Origin of the sequence: Aquimarina spinulae (assembly GCF_943373825.1) — a bacterium.
GTDB classification, from domain to species: domain Bacteria; phylum Bacteroidota; class Bacteroidia; order Flavobacteriales; family Flavobacteriaceae; genus Aquimarina; species Aquimarina spinulae.
Window position 1 is genome coordinate 1,104,644 of the sequence record NZ_CALSBP010000002.1, and the last position, 17,540, is coordinate 1,122,183.

The 17,540-nt window shown below is 33.4% G+C and carries 14 protein-coding genes; 6 read left to right on the forward strand and 8 right to left on the reverse strand.

Features of this window, described 5'->3' with window-relative positions:
* Window positions 1-124 precede the first annotated feature (124 nt).
* Together NNH57_RS10515 and NNH57_RS10520 are read left to right on the forward strand one after the other, a co-directional pair.
* Entirely contained in the window at window positions 125-6,175 is a 6,051-nt protein-coding gene (locus NNH57_RS10515) for an alpha-2-macroglobulin family protein (protein ID WP_234423359.1), read from the forward strand.
* 98 nt (window positions 6,176-6,273) lie between these two features.
* Window positions 6,274-6,924: a TIGR02117 family protein gene (locus tag NNH57_RS10520; RefSeq protein WP_074409015.1), complete on the forward strand. Its 651-nt coding sequence runs from the start codon at window positions 6,274-6,276 to the stop codon at window positions 6,922-6,924.
* Window positions 6,925-6,992: 68 nt separating this feature from the next.
* Here NNH57_RS10520 and NNH57_RS10525 read toward each other — a convergent pair whose 3' ends face one another.
* Entirely contained in the window at window positions 6,993-7,589 is a 597-nt protein-coding gene (locus NNH57_RS10525; protein WP_074409016.1) for a fasciclin domain-containing protein, read from the reverse strand.
* A 313-nt stretch (window positions 7,590-7,902) separates the two neighbouring features.
* On the opposite strand from NNH57_RS10525, the gene NNH57_RS10530 reads away from it, so the two are divergent.
* Both NNH57_RS10530 and NNH57_RS10535 read left to right on the forward strand, forming a co-directional pair.
* Entirely contained in the window at window positions 7,903-8,349 is a 447-nt protein-coding gene (locus tag NNH57_RS10530; RefSeq protein WP_074409017.1) for a carboxymuconolactone decarboxylase family protein, read from the forward strand.
* Between the two features lie 22 nt (window positions 8,350-8,371).
* Window positions 8,372-8,797 carry a DoxX family protein gene (locus NNH57_RS10535; protein WP_074409018.1) on the forward strand — a complete coding sequence of 142 codons (426 nt, stop codon included), beginning with the start codon at window positions 8,372-8,374 and terminating at the stop codon, window positions 8,795-8,797.
* 135 nt (window positions 8,798-8,932) lie between these two features.
* Here the strand turns inward: NNH57_RS10535 and NNH57_RS10540 are convergent, their stop codons facing one another.
* The 7 genes from NNH57_RS10540 to NNH57_RS10570 all read right to left on the reverse strand — a co-directional run bounded on the left by NNH57_RS10540 (window position 8,933) and on the right by NNH57_RS10570 (window position 14,983).
* On the reverse strand, window positions 8,933-9,574 hold the full coding sequence (locus NNH57_RS10540; protein WP_108807702.1) for a hypothetical protein: 642 nt from the start codon (window positions 9,572-9,574) through the stop codon (window positions 8,933-8,935).
* Window position 9,575: 1 nt separating this feature from the next.
* On the reverse strand, window positions 9,576-10,097 hold the full coding sequence (locus NNH57_RS10545; protein WP_108807701.1) for a hypothetical protein: 522 nt from the start codon (window positions 10,095-10,097) through the stop codon (window positions 9,576-9,578).
* Window positions 10,098-10,107: 10 nt separating this feature from the next.
* A complete protein-coding gene (locus NNH57_RS10550) occupies window positions 10,108-10,452 on the reverse strand; it encodes a hypothetical protein (protein WP_108807700.1) in 345 nt (114 codons plus the stop codon).
* Window positions 10,453-10,570: 118 nt separating this feature from the next.
* The gene (locus NNH57_RS10555; RefSeq protein ID WP_074409022.1) at window positions 10,571-10,924 is read right to left on the reverse strand and encodes a hypothetical protein; all 354 of its coding nucleotides are present in this window, start codon (window positions 10,922-10,924) and stop codon (window positions 10,571-10,573) included.
* A gap of 58 nt (window positions 10,925-10,982) precedes the next feature.
* Window positions 10,983-12,365 (reverse strand): hypothetical protein, encoded by a 1,383-nt coding sequence (locus NNH57_RS10560; protein WP_108807699.1) that lies wholly within the window; start codon window positions 12,363-12,365, stop codon window positions 10,983-10,985.
* A 425-nt stretch (window positions 12,366-12,790) separates the two neighbouring features.
* Window positions 12,791-13,789, reverse strand: coding sequence for a GTPase ObgE (gene obgE, locus NNH57_RS10565; RefSeq protein ID WP_074409024.1), 999 nt, complete (start codon window positions 13,787-13,789; stop codon window positions 12,791-12,793).
* 87 nt (window positions 13,790-13,876) lie between these two features.
* A complete protein-coding gene (locus NNH57_RS10570) occupies window positions 13,877-14,983 on the reverse strand; it encodes an adenylate kinase (protein ID WP_108807698.1) in 1,107 nt (368 codons plus the stop codon).
* A gap of 291 nt (window positions 14,984-15,274) precedes the next feature.
* On the opposite strand from NNH57_RS10570, the gene NNH57_RS10575 reads away from it, so the two are divergent.
* Together NNH57_RS10575 and purE are read left to right on the forward strand one after the other, a co-directional pair.
* On the forward strand, window positions 15,275-16,429 hold the full coding sequence (locus NNH57_RS10575; protein ID WP_074409122.1) for a 5-(carboxyamino)imidazole ribonucleotide synthase: 1,155 nt from the start codon (window positions 15,275-15,277) through the stop codon (window positions 16,427-16,429).
* A 91-nt stretch (window positions 16,430-16,520) separates the two neighbouring features.
* Window positions 16,521-17,006 (forward strand): 5-(carboxyamino)imidazole ribonucleotide mutase, encoded by a 486-nt coding sequence (gene purE / locus NNH57_RS10580; protein WP_074409026.1) that lies wholly within the window; start codon window positions 16,521-16,523, stop codon window positions 17,004-17,006.
* The last annotated feature ends 534 nt before the right edge of the window (window positions 17,007-17,540 follow it).

Below are 17,540 nucleotides of genomic sequence, written 5' to 3' on the forward strand. Positions count from 1 at the left end.
GAATTATGAAGCGTTATCATATAAAATAATACAGCACTTATTTACGTTTGTTTCACAACCTAAAAAATATATGATGAAAAAGCATATCATCCTTATTATAATCTGTATATCAAACCTGTATATTATGAAAGGTCAAAATGACTATCAAAGTGATTGGAAAAAAGTAGAAGCTTTTAACCAGGAAGGATTACCAAAATCTGCTTTGGAGGTAGTTGAAACTATATATACTAAAGCGAAAAAAGAAAATAATGATAACCAGGTAATTAAAGCTTTTCTTCATAAGGCAAAGTATATGCTTACTCTAGAAGAAAACGCACAACTTACCATTATCAAAAACTTGAAAAGCGATATTGAAAATAGCGAGTTTCCTAAAAGAAATATCCTAGAAAGCGTTCTTGCCAACTTATACTGGCAGTATTTTCAACAAAATCGATGGAAATTTTATAATAGAACTCAAACTTCAGAAAAAGTTGATGTCGAAGATTTTAGAACCTGGGATCTGGAAACATTATTTGCAGAAACACACCTTTACTACCAAAAATCTCTTAAAAATGGAGTTTTGGCCCAGCAAACGAACCTTAATAAGTTTGATCAAATCTTAGATACGCGTACCGATTCTAAAAAATATCGTCCTACACTATACGATTTTTTAGCTCATAATGCTTTAGATTTCTATAAAACCTCAGAAACCAATATTACCAAACCTTCGTATGCTTTTACTATAAATGATAAAAAATATTTACAAGAACACACTGTTTTTTCATCTTTAAAAATAGAAACCAAAGACTCATTATCATTACAATTTAATGCTTTAAAGCTATTTCAAGATTTAATAAAATTTCATGCAAGAGACAAAGCACCAGATGCTTTGATCGAAGTAAATATAGAACGCATAAAATTTGTATCAGAAAATGCTGTTTTTGGTGATAAAAAAACCGTTTTACTCGAATGCTTACAATCAGAAAAAAAGAAATTTGCAACTCATAGTGCTTCAGCTTTATATGATTATGAAATTGCGAATTTATATAAAGAATATGCTTCTACTTATATCCCGGAAGAAAACGATACGCATCGCTGGAAATTAAAAGAAGCCTTAGAAATATGTAATGCTACAATTAAGAAATTCCCTGATTCGAGAGGAGCCAATCAATGTAAAGCATTAAAAAGTCAGATACTTCATACCGAATTAAGCATCAAAACTGAAAAATATATTCCTATACAGAAACCTGGTAGATTACTAATCACATATAAAAACCTGAATAAACTTTATTTTAGTGCTTTTAAAATTACTCCTAAGCAACTAAAAGATTTAAATAGGTTATATAAAACTGAAGATCAGATCAAATTCTTGAGTTCCTTAAAGGTAACTAAAACATGGGAAGCAGAAATTTGCGATGAACAAGACTATCAAACACATACTACCGAAGTATTATTACCCGAACTGGAGCAAGATTCATATCTTATTTTAGCAACGATATCAAAAGATCTTTCTCAAAAAAGCTTGTTTTCATATGGGAACACCCAGGTTACTAATTTAGCATTAACAGAAAACAGAACTCCAGAAAAATCAATATTCCAGGTTTTAGATCGTAATAATGGAGTTCCTATTGCCAATGCTAAAATACATTTGAAAACAAATAATCAAAGAGGATACGGCAACAAATTAGATAAAACACTAATTACCGATGAAAAAGGTCAGGCATATTTAATAGTAAATACATATCACTATGATGTTAATATTACTGTTTCGTATGAGAAAGATGCTGCCAGATTTGAGGGATACTATCTAAATCAATCTCATAAACCAGATTATAGTACTAAAACTAACACTACTACTTTTCTTTTTACAGATCGTAGTATTTATAGGCCTGGACAAACTGTATATTTTAAAGGGATTATGATGTCTTCTGATGGTAAAGAAGAATTTAAAGTAGTACCTAACCAACCCACTTTTGCGACATTAAAAGATGTAAACGGACAGGATGTAAAAACTTTACAATTCACAACTAATGATTACGGATCTTATAGCGGTGAGTTTATAATTCCTACTTCTGGACTTACCGGGGTGTATACCATACAAACTAATAATTATAATAGTACTTCCTTTTCTGTTGAAGAGTATAAACGGCCTAAGTTTGAGGCTAAATTTAATCCGGTTACAGAGACCTATAAAGTTAATGATGAAATAAAACTTACCGGAGTTGCAACGGCTTATGCCGGTAGTGCAATTACTGATGCCAAAGTAGTGTACAGAGTACACCGTAAAGTGCAATATCCCCGTTGGTGCTATTGGTATCCAAGACACACGGTAGAACCTCAGGAAATCACTCATGGAGAAACCGTAACCGATGAAAAAGGAGAGTACACTATTAATTTTAAAGCACTCCCTGATCTTGGAGTATCTAAAGAGGATTTACCAATTTTTAATTACGAGGTTATAGCAGATGTAATCGATATAAACGGAGAAACACGCAGCACCACAACAATAGTTAATGTAGGATATCATGCGATAACCGCTGCTATTACAATCAAAGATAAGATTGATAAAACACAAAAAGACAACACGCTTACGATAACCACCATTAACCTAAATAACGAGTCTGTTGCAGCAGCAGGAACGGTTAAGGTTTATAAGCTGAAAGCTCCTAAAAAACCTATGCGAATTCGCCCATGGAAAGCACCTGATTACGAAGGTTTCAAAGAAGAAAAATTTGCAGCATTATTTCCTCATGATGCTTTCAAAAATGAGCATGATTATCGAAAATGGGATAAAGGAAATATGGTACTGGATAAACCGTTTAATACTGCATCGACAAAAGAAAATGAAACAGGAACACAACAACTTTCTTTGGGTAGCATCAAAAAATGGGAGTCTGGTAAATATGTTATCGAATTAAATACCAAAGATCGATTCGGTCAGGATGTAAAAGATATACAATACATTACCCTATACAGTCAGGAAGACAAAAATATTAGTGATCAGCAATTGTTTGAAATCACCACCAATAAATCTACCTATAAAATTGGAGATGAAGCGATTGTAAAGTTTAGTTCTGCTTCAGAAGACATAACAATTACAGTAGATATTGAGAAGAACCATAAAATTATTGAAACAAAACTTATTAAGCTCTCGAAGAATAGTAAAACTATCAAAATTCCAATTACAAAAGAGGATCTGGGAGGGTTTTCAATCGGATATAGCTACCTAAATTATAATGGATATCAAAGCGGAGCAATGATAATCCCTGTACCTTATGAACCTACAGAGCTTAGTATAGAAACCAAAACCTTTAGAGACAAATTACTTCCTGGTCAACAGGAAACCTGGAGTTTTACGATCAAAGGTCCTAAAGGTGATAAGGTTAGTGCAGAACTATTGGCTAGTATGTATGATGCTTCTTTAGATCAGTTCAGACCTCATCAATGGTATTTTGATCCTATCAATCGACCTACATATTATACCCAGAGTAAACGACATGCTACACAGAGTTTTGGAGTGCTCACATTTAGATTACAAAACCACAATAACCCATCATACCATTATAGCAGCCAGGGGTATGATCAACTAAACTGGTATGGTTTATATTTTGGTCAACAATATTTTGGAGGTCGAAATAGAAATTATGACATCATGGAAAGTGGTGCTCCTGCACCAATGATGAAAAGGTCTGCTGCCAAATCTGCCGTTGCCAATGAAGTTGCAATGGAAGAAGCAGAATTTAATGCCGATGATGGGGTTCGAGGAGTCGCTGGAGATGTTGCCGAGAAAGACGAGGAAGAAAGTAGAGCAGGAAAACAACAAGAACAGCAATCTCTCGAAGGTGTTAAAATTCGGAAAAACCTACAGGAAACTGCTTTTTTCTTTCCACAATTAACTACCGATGCAGAAGGTAATGTAAGTTTTAATTTTACCGCTCCCGAAGCATTAACAAAATGGAAATTGCAGCTACTGTCACATACCAAAGGTTTAAACGCAGCAACAACAACTTTAGAAACAGTAACTCAAAAAGAGTTGATGATTCTTCCTAATCCACCCAGATTCTTAAGAGAAGGTGATAGAATAATACTAAGTTCTAAAATATCAAACCTTGCTACCAAAGACCTTAATGGTATTGTAGAGTTACAACTATTTGATGCTTTAACCAATAAAGTGATAGATACAAAGCTTCAAAATAATAATGCTCGTCTAGATTTTATGGTAAAAGCCAAAGGAAACACTAATGTATCCTGGGAGCTTCGGATTCCTGATGATGTACAGACTGTTCAATATAAAATCATAGCCAAAGCAGGAGATTTTTCTGATGGTGAACAAAATGTACTTCCAGTATTAAGCAATAGAATGCTAGTTACCGAGACATTACCTATGTGGATTCGTTCTGATCAAACAAAAACATTTACACTAGATAAATTAAAGGATAACACCTCTAGTACACTAAAACATCATAAGCTTACTCTGGAGATGACTTCTAACCCGGCTTGGTATGCTGTACAAGCGCTACCCTACCTTATGGAATATCCATATGAATGTGCAGAACAAACATTCTCTAGATACTATGCAAATAGCCTGGCTAGCCATATTGCTAACTCTAATCCCAGAATCCAGGAAGTATTTAATCAATGGAAATCCAGTGATGCACTACTAAGTAATCTTGAAAAAAACCAGGAATTAAAGTCTCTGATGATTCAAGAAACACCATGGTTACGTGATGCACAAAGCGAAACAGAACAAAAGAAACGAATCGCTTTGCTTTTTGATCTTAATAAAATGAATAACGAACTACAATCGGCATTAAACAAATTAAAACAAATGCAGTATGGTTCTGGTGGGTTCCCTTGGTTTCAGGGAGGGCGAGAAAATAGGTTTATCACACAACATATTACTACAGGATTCGGACATCTAAAAAAGTTAGGGGTTACGAAATATGATGGAGATACCGCAAATATGCTACAAAATGCAGTTCGTTTTCTGGATGCAGAATTTGTAAAAGAATACAAGGAGCTTAAGCGATATTGTGAGAAACATAAGATTGACATCAATAAAAATCATTTAAGCTATACTCAGATTCATTATTTGTATATGCGTAGTTTCTTTACAAATATCAAAAGGCCAAAAAATACTAACGAGGCTTGGAACTATTACCTGGGGCAATCTAAAAAATATTGGTTAAGTCAAAGTCTATATGCGCAAGGAATGTTAGCCTTAATAACACACAGAAATGATGATAGTACAACAGCTAACAAAATCATAAGATCACTAGACGAAAAAAGTGTAACTAGTGAAGAATTAGGGATGTATTGGAAATCAAATACAGCAAGTTGGTTCTGGTATCAGGCTCCAATCGAAACTCAATCGCTAATGATTGAAGTCTTTTCAGAAGTAGAAGCAGAACCTAAACGAACCAAAATTGTTGATAATCTAAAAATCTGGTTACTTAAAAACAAACAAACCAATCGTTGGAAAACCACTAAGGCTACTTCTGATGCTGTATATGCATTATTACTACAAGGCAGTGATTGGTTATCGGTAACCGATATGGTAGACATCGTATTAGGAGATCAAAAAATCGATCCAGGCAAAATGGAAGATGTAAAGGTCGAAGCTGGAACAGGATATTTTAAAACCTCCTGGAATGGCAATGAAATAAAACCTAATATGGCAACTGCCAAAATCTCTAAAAAAGGAAAAGGTATTGCCTGGGGAGCTTTATACTGGCAATATTTTGAAGAACTAGATAAAATCACTTCGGCAAAAACACCACTCTCTTTAAAGAAAAAATTGTTCTTAAAGAAGAATACAGATACCGGTGAAGAAATTACAGAAATTACTTCAAAAACCAAGCTAGAATTAGGTGATCTGATAAGAGTACGTATCGAATTGAGATCTGATCGTGCAATGGAGTTTGTTCATATGAAAGATATGAGAGCATCTGGCCTGGAGCCCATCAATGTAATCTCACAATATAAATGGCAAGATGGTTTAGGATATTATGAAAGTACGAAAGATGCTTCTACAAACTTTTTCTTTGACTATTTACCCAAAGGAGTATATGTTTTTGAGTATGACCTTCGTGTCAATAATAAAGGAGATTTTTCTAACGGCATCACCACGATACAAAGTATGTATGCCCCAGAGTTCTCTAGTCATTCTGAAGGAATCAGAGTAACCATCAAATAGAATAATACATTTCTTTTAATTATTTTAGTCTTCTCCAAGTTTACCGAATGTGGTTTGGTAAACTTGGAGAAGACTAACTAATATTCAGACTTTATTTTATGAGGGTAATCAAAAAGATATTCAAATACATTGGGATCATTTTAATACTCCCGGCATTATATCTTATCATATCTCTGGTACTAACCTATATTCCAGTAAATGGAAAACAAGATAACGAAGAAAAAAATCACACTGTTTACCTAAGTTCTAATGGTGTTCATTTAGAAATTATCATTGCCAAAAACGATTTAAATACTATTGTTTTAGAAGATCAGTTAGATGCTTCTCAGGCACAATATTTCTCATTTGGCTGGGGCGATAAAAACTTTTATGTCGAAACTCCATTATGGGCTGATCTTACATTTGTTAATGGGTTTCAAGCTTTATTTCTTAATACTCCAACCTTATTACACGTCACCAGGCATTCTTCTATACAAGAGGATTGGGTAGCTCTAAAGGTCAATCAAAAACAGCTCACAAAGATAAACCAATATATATCTGCTACTTTTAGATTAAATGGTGAAAACAAAAAAATAGTATTACCTGGTTTAGGATATTACAAAAACGATGATTTTTATGAAGCTACAGGAAATTACACATGCTTTAACACCTGTAATAGCTGGGTCAACACCGGATTAAAACAAAGTGATATAAAAGCGTGTTTATGGACACCCTTTGATTTTGGATTAATGGGTATGCATAAAAATTAATCTGACAGATAAAAAAAACCTGTCTGGTTTAAAACCGACAGGTCCAGAAATATTATAAAGATCTAATTTTATTTCTTGGGCATCATTACTGCATCTATCGTATGGATAAGCCCATTAGATGCCTTAACATCTGTAGTTACCAGATTACCTCCATTACCCATTTGATCTATAAGAAAAACTCTATCCCCTTTCATTGTTGCAGTCAATAATGCTCCTCCTATTGTTTTTAACTTCACACTTCCGTTACCCTCATTAATTGCAATAACAATATCTTCTTTTGTAATTACACTAGGTATGATATGACAATTTAATATAGTCTTTAGCTGCTCTTTATTTTCTGACTTTAATAGTTTTTCTACAGTAGCAGGATTTAATTTATCAAAAGCTAAATTTACTGGAGCAAATATGGTAAACGAACCTTTATCCTCTAGTGACTTTGCCAATTCGGTCACTTTAATTGCAGATGTGAGTGTAGAAAACCCTTTATCCATAGAAGCAAATTCGAGTATAGTGGGTAGTTTTTCCTTAATAGTTTCCGAAGATGTTACATTCTGTGCTATTAATTTTTCGTTTTGTGTAGTCCTATCATTTTTCGTTTCACTACAAGCGGTCAATAATAACAATCCGGATAAAGCAAAAACTGGTAATACATTTCTAATTTTCATTGTAAGGATTTTTCGTTTTTTTGTTTGTATGGGAACGGTACAGAAGTGTTTTTCTTTGGTAAATTTTGGTTAAATAAATCTTAACAAAACACTAAATTCATTATTCAACAAATTTTAAGAACCAAAGAACACTACTATACAATTACTTTATAAAGGTAGCAGGGGTAGCAAAATTATAAACGTCAACTTATTATCCGTAACGTTTCTTCTAGTATTCGTTTTTAGTCATACTCATAATGAATTTCTTAATCTAGATTATTTTTTTAGTCATCTTATATGTTGAATTTTGTCTTAAGCAAATAAAATCAATGACATGAAAAAAGATCGGATCGATATTAGTGAGGTTAATCCAAATGCATACAAGCCTATTTTGGCACTTTATGATGATATCAAAAAAAGTTCATTATCTGACCTAGAGTTTTTATTGATAGAAATTAGGGCTTCACAAATTAATGGTTGTGCCTACTGCGTGCAAATGCATATTCAGGAAGCTGTTAATCAAGGAGAAAAACAATATCGCATACATGCTTTACCTTTTTGGAGAGAATCTCCTTTTTTTATTGAAGAAGAACAAGTCATCCTGGAAATGACAGAGGAAATAACTCATATTTCTGCAGATGGATTAAGTGATGAGCTGTATCAAAAAGCCATTCGTCTTTTTGGTGAAAAAAAAGTGGCAGACATTATTATGGCAATTTGTTGTATCAATGTATGGAATAGAATAGGAAGAGCCACTTTAATGACTCCAATACCATCTTAAGAATAATTAAATTTTTATATCAATGAAGATTATCTATATCAAACTCTTTCTAAGAGTAAGTATTGCTTTAGGTTTTTTATCTGCAGTAGCAGATCGATTTGGATGGTGGCCTCAAGAAAGCTCTGCCTGGGGTAACTGGGGTAGTTTTATAGAGTACACCAAGGTGCTTAACCCATGGGTTCCTAATAGCCTTATAAATGCTGTAGGAGTTGTAGCTACAGCTGCAGAAATAGTATTAGCTATATTTTTGATTATTGGATTCAAAACATCATTATCTGCCAAGCTAAGTGGTGCTCTTATTGCCCTTTTCGGCATTGCTATGTGTGTTACTATTGGTATTAAAGCACCACTAGATTATTCTGTATTCTCTGCTGCAGCCGCCGCATTTGGGCTTAGCATAATCAAAGAAAAATATCTCGAAATCGATACATTATTAAGTAAAAAGTAATCGGCATAATACATTAAGATCAAGCACAGAAGGTAAACTACAAAGTATAATCCTCTTTTTTACACTTCTGTGCTCATCTATAGTTTTAACATCCAAAACAATATAATACGAGTTTGGTTACTTCTTCACTCCTAATTATTTTATTGTTTCACTAGCTGTTTTACTATCGATATCTACAATTTCTAATCTATAAATTAATTCTCCGTATTTAATTCGATTAGGCATATCCTCATACACATCAATAAATGTGCGGTCTGTATAACTTTCTGGAATTAGAAAAGGCCTGTTTCCCATGTAAGTCTCTACTATCAAAATATCATCTTGATGTGCCCCTACTGCTTTAGACATCGTATTGGCCAGCGAGTTCCCTTCATAAGCTGCCACCATATTTACAACTCTAAAATCTTTATTCATAGCTATATCAAACCTGTAATAATTATAGTTTGATTCTTCTGGATTAGGTAAACTAAATGAAAATTCAAATTCGTTTTCTAGCACCTCTTCATGGCCCCATGTTTTTACTAAATAAGTGCCAGGAAGGAGTATTTTTTGTACCGTATTTCCTGGATCAATTATTTCATTTATTGCCCAAACATCACTTGGTGTACCATCTTCATAAATCATCTCAAAAGTAACTGACTTTTGCTCTTCACTGGTATTAAACAATCTAAAATGTTGCCTTGCTCCATCCTGTTCATCTGCTATAACACCTAGAATGATTGCTCCTAGTACCAAAAAAATAATAAATCCGATAAAAAGTTTTATAATTATTTTCATATTAAATTTTCTGAAATGTATTACCCGTTGTACTCAGTGCTTTTTTCATAAGACTTGCATTCTCTTCTTTATATTTTTTCAGTATTATTGACTTAATAAGAGTTGTTAAAATCATTCCTGGAATAAAAGCTATAACTCCTCCTAAAGCTCCTGCCAATTTATAACCTGGCAAAAAATCTAATGGCGCTATATGATTAGCCCCCATATAAGCTCCTATAAACATAAAAGGAAAAGCTATACCATACATTAAAAAACTACTAATCTTTGTAGATTCTGAGACCTCTATATTTAGGTCTCTAAAATGTTGTTTCTTCCAGTTTAGAGATAAAGAAGCACCGATTTTATTCCCTTTTCTTATTTTTATATCATAACTCCAATCATCTTCTATTTCGGTGTCTTTCCCTAAAGAAATTATATATTCATCTCCAAAATCATTATCTAATCTAGCTGCTAATCCAGAAACATATTCTTTTATTTCTTCTTTAGCTGCATTTACATCTTCTGCATTTAATTTATAAACCATATGCTATTATTCACGTATTAAAAATTGCTTGATCTTCTTTAATTATACCTTCTATTTCTTTTTCAAATCGTAACCATTTTGGTAATAATATTAAGATGGGAAGGATCCCAGAGACCAGTATTCTTGCCATTGTTGATGGCGCAAACCCACTTATCACTATATGGTTTTTATCAGATTTAGTTTTCAACTTAACAGAAGCACCTATCCAGTTACTTTTCTTAATGACAACATCTGCTCCTATTAAGGAACTTAGATACACTTCATATCCAAAAGGAGAGAACATCGTATCCAGATAATCTTTTAATACCTCTTTGGTAAGAGTTTTCTCTGTGGTTATTTCAATTTTTCTAGCCATATTTAGTTTCCTACAATTCTATAATCATTTTATTTAAATACAACCTTGATCATCGGTTTAAACCAACAAATCTTTTTAGGGGAAGGGGGGTAGATTTTCTTTTGTTTAAATTAAAAGGTTACAATTTTTGATTCAATTCATTTTCCCACTCTTCATAATTTTTCACGATGATTCTATATGTTTCATTCTGTTTACTTGTAACCTCCAGGACATTTTTTGTTACGCCATGTTTTCCCTGGGTTATTTCCTGTATGTCTTTAAACTCAAGGTTAAATCCAAAACTTTTCTTTTCAACTTGTTTTTTAAGTAAACCACCCAAAAGCCCTAACCCACTAACACCTGTCTTATGCGCATCTAAAACGAGTCTATCGGGTGTTAGATACAATGTTCCCTGCATCAAGTTCACTTTTGATTTAAGATATCCTACTTTTTCTTCTTTTTGGATTCCTTCTTTTACTAACTCTTCTTTCATAACTATTTTTTTACTGACTAAGTAAACTTTTCTACAATCGGTATCAGTATTTTGTTGTTTATTTCACTTTATCACAACTTAATTCTCCTCTATGACCAATGGTGTGTTGCTTGATGTTTTCATCATATTGCCCATTACCTAAATAGGGTTTTAAAAACCCGAAATTTCTATAACCACAGCCTTCATCATCGGAATATAGCACATCCCCTTCTACATAATTTCCTGTAATATTTCCATAATCATCTTTTAAGATTTGCCAATCTAATGTGATCATAACTTTATGAAATTTCACTCCTGGCCAGTCTTTAGTATTTGCCCATAACTCAATTTGTTGCATCATTTCTGCTTCCAAATTTGCATTACGCATTACAGGAGTAGGTGCTCTTTTTGCTTTTAAAGCTCCTTCTTCAATTTCTTTAGCCATCATTATTAAATCTTCGGTCCCCTCTGTTGTGTCATAGGTAATCGTACCAAAATAGAGTTCGTCTTCCTGATCCATTTTTCCATCGGTAAGTGAAATTCTTAAATTATGCTTATAAGGGTCTAAGCGTTCACCCATTCTCCCCAGCAAAAAAGAAGCCCCATCTCTATCTATTTTCATACTCGCTACAGAAGAAGGAACTATTTGAAATACCGCATAATTTTTCTCTAAATCTGTTTTTTTCAACCTTTTCACTGTACATTGATTTACTACTTCATTTTCTTTTGGCAACAGATCTTTCTCCATTTTATCCATTCCTATAGTTATCCAATAGTGATTTCTTCCAAAATTATCTTGAAAATGATTACTTAGCCGTTTCAAATAATAGCTGTCTTTCATTTTTGCAGGAAAGTAAGCCACCCCCCAAATTTCATCTCCTATTTTAAAATCTGTTTTTATTGTTGACATATCTTCGTTACCAACTGTAGGTTCTTTAGAAAAGAAAACTATTTTCCCAACATTCTTTTGGTGAAAATCTGACGTTGCATCCTTCACAAAATATTCAAGAGGTCCTTTTTCTTCTTCTTCCTCCTTCTTTTGCTTCTTTCCCCACAAACTTCCTAACTCCTTAGATAATTCGGACTTAATACCTAGTTGTTTTTTTGCAGCTTTTAGTTCTTTTTTACTAATTGCCAAAACCTCTTTTTTTATGACCAGATTCATATCTCCTAATACTAGAAGTGTTAAAAGGTTATTCTTTTTTGTCAAAATGTAATTTTCTTTTGTATCAACACTTTCATAACTACCTGGTATGTTTTTTAGTAATGAAAAAGCTATCTCTACAGTTCCTCGATACGTGTCGAATGTTGCTTTTATACTTCCATCTCTTCGATTAAGGATTTTAATTTGGTTTATTTTATTCCCAGTCACAAAATAGAGTCCATCAGGAATTTTTTGAGCGCTTGCCTTTACAGAAAACAATACTAAAATGACAATGAGAATACTCTTAAATTGATTCATAATTATTAAAGTAATTTTTTAAGTGCTCAAATATAGATATCGGTCAAAACAAAAAAAGCTTTACTTCATATTCGCATTGCTTTTAGTGATATTCGATACGTATTATTTGATATTTGAAAATTAACAAAGAACCTTTCTAGGGTTATGATGGGAAATTTTGGCTTTTGATCTATGATTAAGATCTTTTATTGAATGGTAATATTACATTTCAAGAAAAGGAACTACATATAACAATGCAATGAAGAACTCTAGAATGTTTGGTTTTCTACTTTGTAGAAAAAGAAATTAAAGAATTGTGAACCTTTTTTATTAGAGAAATAAGCGGTACACTAAATATGAAGCTATGCCAAAAAAGTTAATATATCATCTTAATGCTAAAATAGAATTAGCACTAATACTATATTACAAAATAAGAAATCAAATTTTTAGTCATTCAACATTTGCCAAAGTTTATCTTTTAACTCTTGCAACCCTTGTTGTGCTACCGAAGAAATAAACAGGTAAGGAACGTTAAGTTGCTGATCTAACTCAACCTTCATTTCTTTTTTTAACTCATCATCCAGCATATCAGATTTTGATATTGCTATAAGTCGTTCTTTATCTAATAAATCAGGATTGTACCGTCGTAGTTCATCCAAGAGGATTTCATATTGTTCTTTGATATCAGGGGCATCAGCCGGAACCAAAAACAACAAGGTAGAATTACGTTCGATATGACGTAAAAAACGATGACCTATACCTTTACCTTCTGCTGCTCCTTCTATAATACCAGGAATATCGGCCATCACAAAAGTTTGAAAATCTCTATACTCTACAATACCCAGGTTTGGTTTAAGTGTAGTAAACTCATAATCTGCAATTTTAGGTTTTGCAGCGGTTATAACCGACAGCAAAGTAGATTTTCCTGCATTAGGAAATCCTACCAACCCAACATCTGCCAGCACTTTAAGCTCTAGAGTAACATCATATTCTTGTCCTTCTACACCTGGCTGGGCATAGCGAGGAGTTTGGTTTGTTGGGCTTTTAAAATGCCAATTACCTCTACCACCCATACCACCTTCGGCAGCAACATATTCTTGTCCTACTTCTGTAATTTCTTTAATAATATCTTGTGTTTCGGTATCCCGAATTACTGTTCCCAAAGGTACATCTACATAAACATCTTCTCCATCGGCTCCTGTACTTCTGCTTTTACTTCCGTGTCCTCCGTGACCAGCTCTTAGATGGCGTTTAAATTTAAGATGATGTAGTGTCCACATGTTAGGGTTTGCACGAATAATAACATGACCACCACGGCCTCCATCACCACCATCGGGTCCTCCTTTGGTAATGTATTTCTCACGATGTAAATGTGCAGATCCTTTCCCTCCCTTCCCGGAAGTTATATGTAATTTCACATAATCTACAAAATTCCCTTCTGTCATAATTCGTTTCCTATATCACCCTAATAAAAATCAGAGATATTTCAATTTTACTTTTACTATACTGAATTTAGGTTCAGCTTTCACAAACTAAAGTTTGTCTATTACACTACTTAACCTCTCTGTAATTTCATCGATACCTCCTACTCCATCTACACCAAAATATTTATCTTGTTTTTGGTAGTAATTCTTTAAGATGGCTGTTTCGTCATAATATACTTTAATACGATTACGTATCACTTTTTCATCTGCATCATCAGGTCGCCCTGATGTTTTCCCTCTTTCGAGTAATCGTTGTACTAATACTTCATCATCTACCTCTAGAGCTACCATTGCACTAACCATTGCTCCTTTTGATTCTAGCAATTTAGCTAGTGAATCTGCCTGAGCTTCAGTTCTTGGAAACCCGTCAAAAATAAAGCCTTTAGCTCCTGGGTTTTTATCAACTTCGGCATTCAGCATATTAATTGTAACCTCATCAGGTACCAATTGGCCTTTATCGATATATGATTTTGCCAAAGTACCTAACTCTGTTTCATTTTTTATGTTGTATCTAAACACATCTCCTGTAGAGATATGTACCAGATTATATTTTTGTTTTAAAACTTCTGCTTGTGTTCCTTTTCCTGCTCCTGGAGGTCCGAATAACACCAAATTTGTCATGTTGTTTGGTTTTAATTGATAAACTTCTGTAAGATTACGCCCTAATCCGTTATAATCAAGTCCGTATCCTACAATAAATCGGTTTGGGATTTCTATCCCAATATAATTTATATTAATTTTTTTAGTATATGCTTCGGGTTTATAAAATAGAGTAGCAATTTTGTATGTTAAACACCCTTTTTCTACTAACATTTCTGTTAGCACTTCGATTGTATTACCCGTATCTACAATATCTTCTATGATCACCACTGTTCTTCCCGAAACCTCTTCACCCAGCCCTACTAACTCTTTAACCTCGTGTGTGGTTTCAGTTCCTTCGTATGAAGCTAATTTCACAAAGCTAATTTCGCAATCATAATCAAACCGTTTCAAAACCTCTGAAGCAAACATAAACGCACCATTTAACACTCCTATAAATAAAGGGTTTTTATCTGCCAAATCTTGATTTAATCCAGCAGACACCTTATCTATTGCAGTCTCTATTTCTTCCTCACTAATGAAAGGAACAAACTGTAAATCGTGCAGTTTTACCATCTTATTTTATACTTGTTCTGGTTTGATTTTTTAATTTAAAGCCGCAAAGATAGTGATTAGTAATGAGCATAACTAAGAATTACGACATCAACCTTCTTACAACCAAAGGCAGGTCAAAATGGTTGTTATACAAATACAGATTAGTATAGGTTTAATCATCATCAAATAAAAACACATATCACCCAAATAAGCTTTCTTATAGTTAACTTATTGCATTTACCTTACATTATTGTGGTTATTCCTTCTGAAAAAATTATTTTTGCATTTTATGATAAATTTGAAACCCCGAAAATGACAAATTTTTTCTCATCAAACTTTAAGTTAGGAATACTAGGAGGAGGTCAGCTAGGTAAGATGATGCTTTATGACACCCGAAAATATGACATCCAAACATATGTCCTCGATCCAAGTCAAGATGCTCCTTGCAAAATTGCATGCGATCATTTTCAACAAGGTAATTTGATGGATTATGAGACTGTATATAATTTTGGAAAAAAGGTAGATGTACTCACTTTTGAAATTGAAACTGTAAATCTAGAAGCTTTAGTTCAGCTAGAGAAAGAAGGTAAGAAAGTCTATCCAAGTTCAAAAACTCTGGAAAAAATACAAAACAAAGGGAAACAAAAGCTTTTTTACGAGGAAAACAAAATTCCTACTGCTGAGTTTACCCGATTTTCTAATAAGGCTCACCTTACCGAAGGAATTACCAATAATAGAATCAAACTTCCATTTGTCTGGAAAAGTACGCAAGGAGGATATGATGGCAAAGGTGTTTCGATTGTTAGATCCGGAGCAGACTTAGCAAAACTTCCTGATACAGAATGTATTGCAGAACATTTAGTTGATTTCAAAAATGAATTAGCTGTAATTGTTGTTCGCAATCCTAGTGGAGAAATCAAAACCTATCCTGTGGTAGAGATGGAGTTTCATCCAGAGGCCAACCAGGTAGAATATGTGATTTGCCCAGCCAGAATTGATTCTAAAATTGCGCAAAAAGCAGTAAAAATTGCCGAGAAAGTGTCTAAAGCTTTTGAGCATGTAGGAGTACTGGCTGTAGAAATGTTTCAAACACAAGAGGATGAGATTCTTGTAAATGAAGTTGCTCCAAGACCACATAATAGTGGACATTATAGCATCGAAGCCAGCTATACTAATCAATTTGAACAACACATAAGAGCTATCCTAGATTTGCCTTTGGGAGCTACAGAAAGTAAAGTAGGTGGTATTATGGTCAATCTGGTAGGTCAAGAAGGGTACACAGGAGATGTTATTTATAAAAATATAGAAGAAATCATGAAAATGAAGGGTGTTACTCCTCATATTTATGGTAAAAAACAAACACGTCCTTATAGAAAAATGGGGCATGTTACTATAGTTCATGAAAACATAGATGAAGCTCGAAAAATAGCTGAAAAAGTAAAAAACACAATACAAGTAATTAGCTAATAGAGGTGTAGAAACTTATTTTATATACCTTCATACTCTATTATGATTACTAATTTTTGACAAACAAATACTAACAATAACAAATACTATAATGAGCAAGGTGGGAATAATAATGGGTAGTACTAGTGATATGCCTGTAATGGAAAAAGCTATCGAAGTATTACAAGGTTTTGATATCGAAGTCGAAGTAGATATTGTTTCGGCACATCGTACCCCAGAAAAATTATTTGATTATGCCAAAAATGCCCATACCAGAGGCATACAAGTTATTGTAGCTGGTGCTGGTGGCGCTGCTCATCTTCCTGGGATGGTGGCTTCATTATCTCCCCTACCAGTGATTGGCGTTCCTGTTAAATCACGTAATTCTATCGATGGATGGGATTCTGTTTTATCAATTTTGCAAATGCCCGGTGGAGTTCCTGTAGCTACTGTAGCTTTAGATGGCGCACTCAATGCTGGTATTTTGGCAGCACAAATTATAGGTGCAAGTGATACATGTGTTTTAGATAAAATCTTAATCTATAAAGAAGGATTAAAGCAAAAAGTAATCGAAGGTGCTAAGCAGATAAAAAAATAACAAAAAAAAGAGTCACTTTTCAGTGACTCTTTTGAATATCAGGCCTTACAAAAGAATATAACAATATTTATTAACCAACTTAAATATATTACACAAAAAATTCATCGTAAGACCATTACTCTTAAAACCTACAACAAAGGTAAAACCTTACTTTAATTACACAATAAAAGTAATGCTAAAATATTCATAGTTTTCGATGAAATACCAATTTCATCGATAAAAAACAATAATTAAGATTTTTTTAACGTTTTTTTGATCGAAAAAACAGACAGTAAAGCAGTTTTTTTGCTCAAAAACCCATTTTTTAGTGAAAAATAGAAGACAAAAGAGCTGCAAAATGCAGCTCTTTCGATATATTTGGTCTTTGCATTAGAACAATTATTTATATTCATACCCCAAATAAAAATAATCTTTTATTCTAAATACCAGACCATACTAATAAACCTAATCAAATCTATTGGTATAAAATTTAGTTTAATGAAAAACACCTAGAACCTGGGAACGTTTTTCGATAAAAGGCTGTTTTTTCCGATG

Coding starts and splice junctions, on each gene's coding strand:
- NNH57_RS10545 (WP_108807701.1), bottom strand. CDS start 10,097: ATGGTTTATAAATTAAATGCAGAAGATGTAAATGCAGCTAAAGAAGAA.
- NNH57_RS10555 (WP_074409022.1), bottom strand. CDS start 10,924: ATGAAAGAAGAGTTAGTAAAAGAAGGAATCCAAAAAGAAGAAAAAGTA.
- NNH57_RS10535 (WP_074409018.1), top strand. CDS start 8,372: ATGAAGATTATCTATATCAAACTCTTTCTAAGAGTAAGTATTGCTTTA.
- NNH57_RS10540 (WP_108807702.1), bottom strand. CDS start 9,574: ATGAAAATAATTATAAAACTTTTTATCGGATTTATTATTTTTTTGGTA.
- NNH57_RS10520 (WP_074409015.1), top strand. CDS start 6,274: ATGAGGGTAATCAAAAAGATATTCAAATACATTGGGATCATTTTAATA.
- purE (WP_074409026.1), top strand. CDS start 16,521: ATGAGCAAGGTGGGAATAATAATGGGTAGTACTAGTGATATGCCTGTA.
- NNH57_RS10525 (WP_074409016.1), bottom strand. CDS start 7,589: ATGAAAATTAGAAATGTATTACCAGTTTTTGCTTTATCCGGATTGTTA.
- NNH57_RS10530 (WP_074409017.1), top strand. CDS start 7,903: ATGAAAAAAGATCGGATCGATATTAGTGAGGTTAATCCAAATGCATAC.
- NNH57_RS10570 (WP_108807698.1), bottom strand. CDS start 14,983: ATGGTAAAACTGCACGATTTACAGTTTGTTCCTTTCATTAGTGAGGAA.
- NNH57_RS10575 (WP_074409122.1), top strand. CDS start 15,275: ATGACAAATTTTTTCTCATCAAACTTTAAGTTAGGAATACTAGGAGGA.
- NNH57_RS10550 (WP_108807700.1), bottom strand. CDS start 10,452: ATGGCTAGAAAAATTGAAATAACCACAGAGAAAACTCTTACCAAAGAG.
- NNH57_RS10560 (WP_108807699.1), bottom strand. CDS start 12,365: ATGAATCAATTTAAGAGTATTCTCATTGTCATTTTAGTATTGTTTTCT.
- NNH57_RS10515 (WP_234423359.1), top strand. CDS start 125: ATGAAAGGTCAAAATGACTATCAAAGTGATTGGAAAAAAGTAGAAGCT.
- obgE (WP_074409024.1), bottom strand. CDS start 13,789: ATGACAGAAGGGAATTTTGTAGATTATGTGAAATTACATATAACTTCC.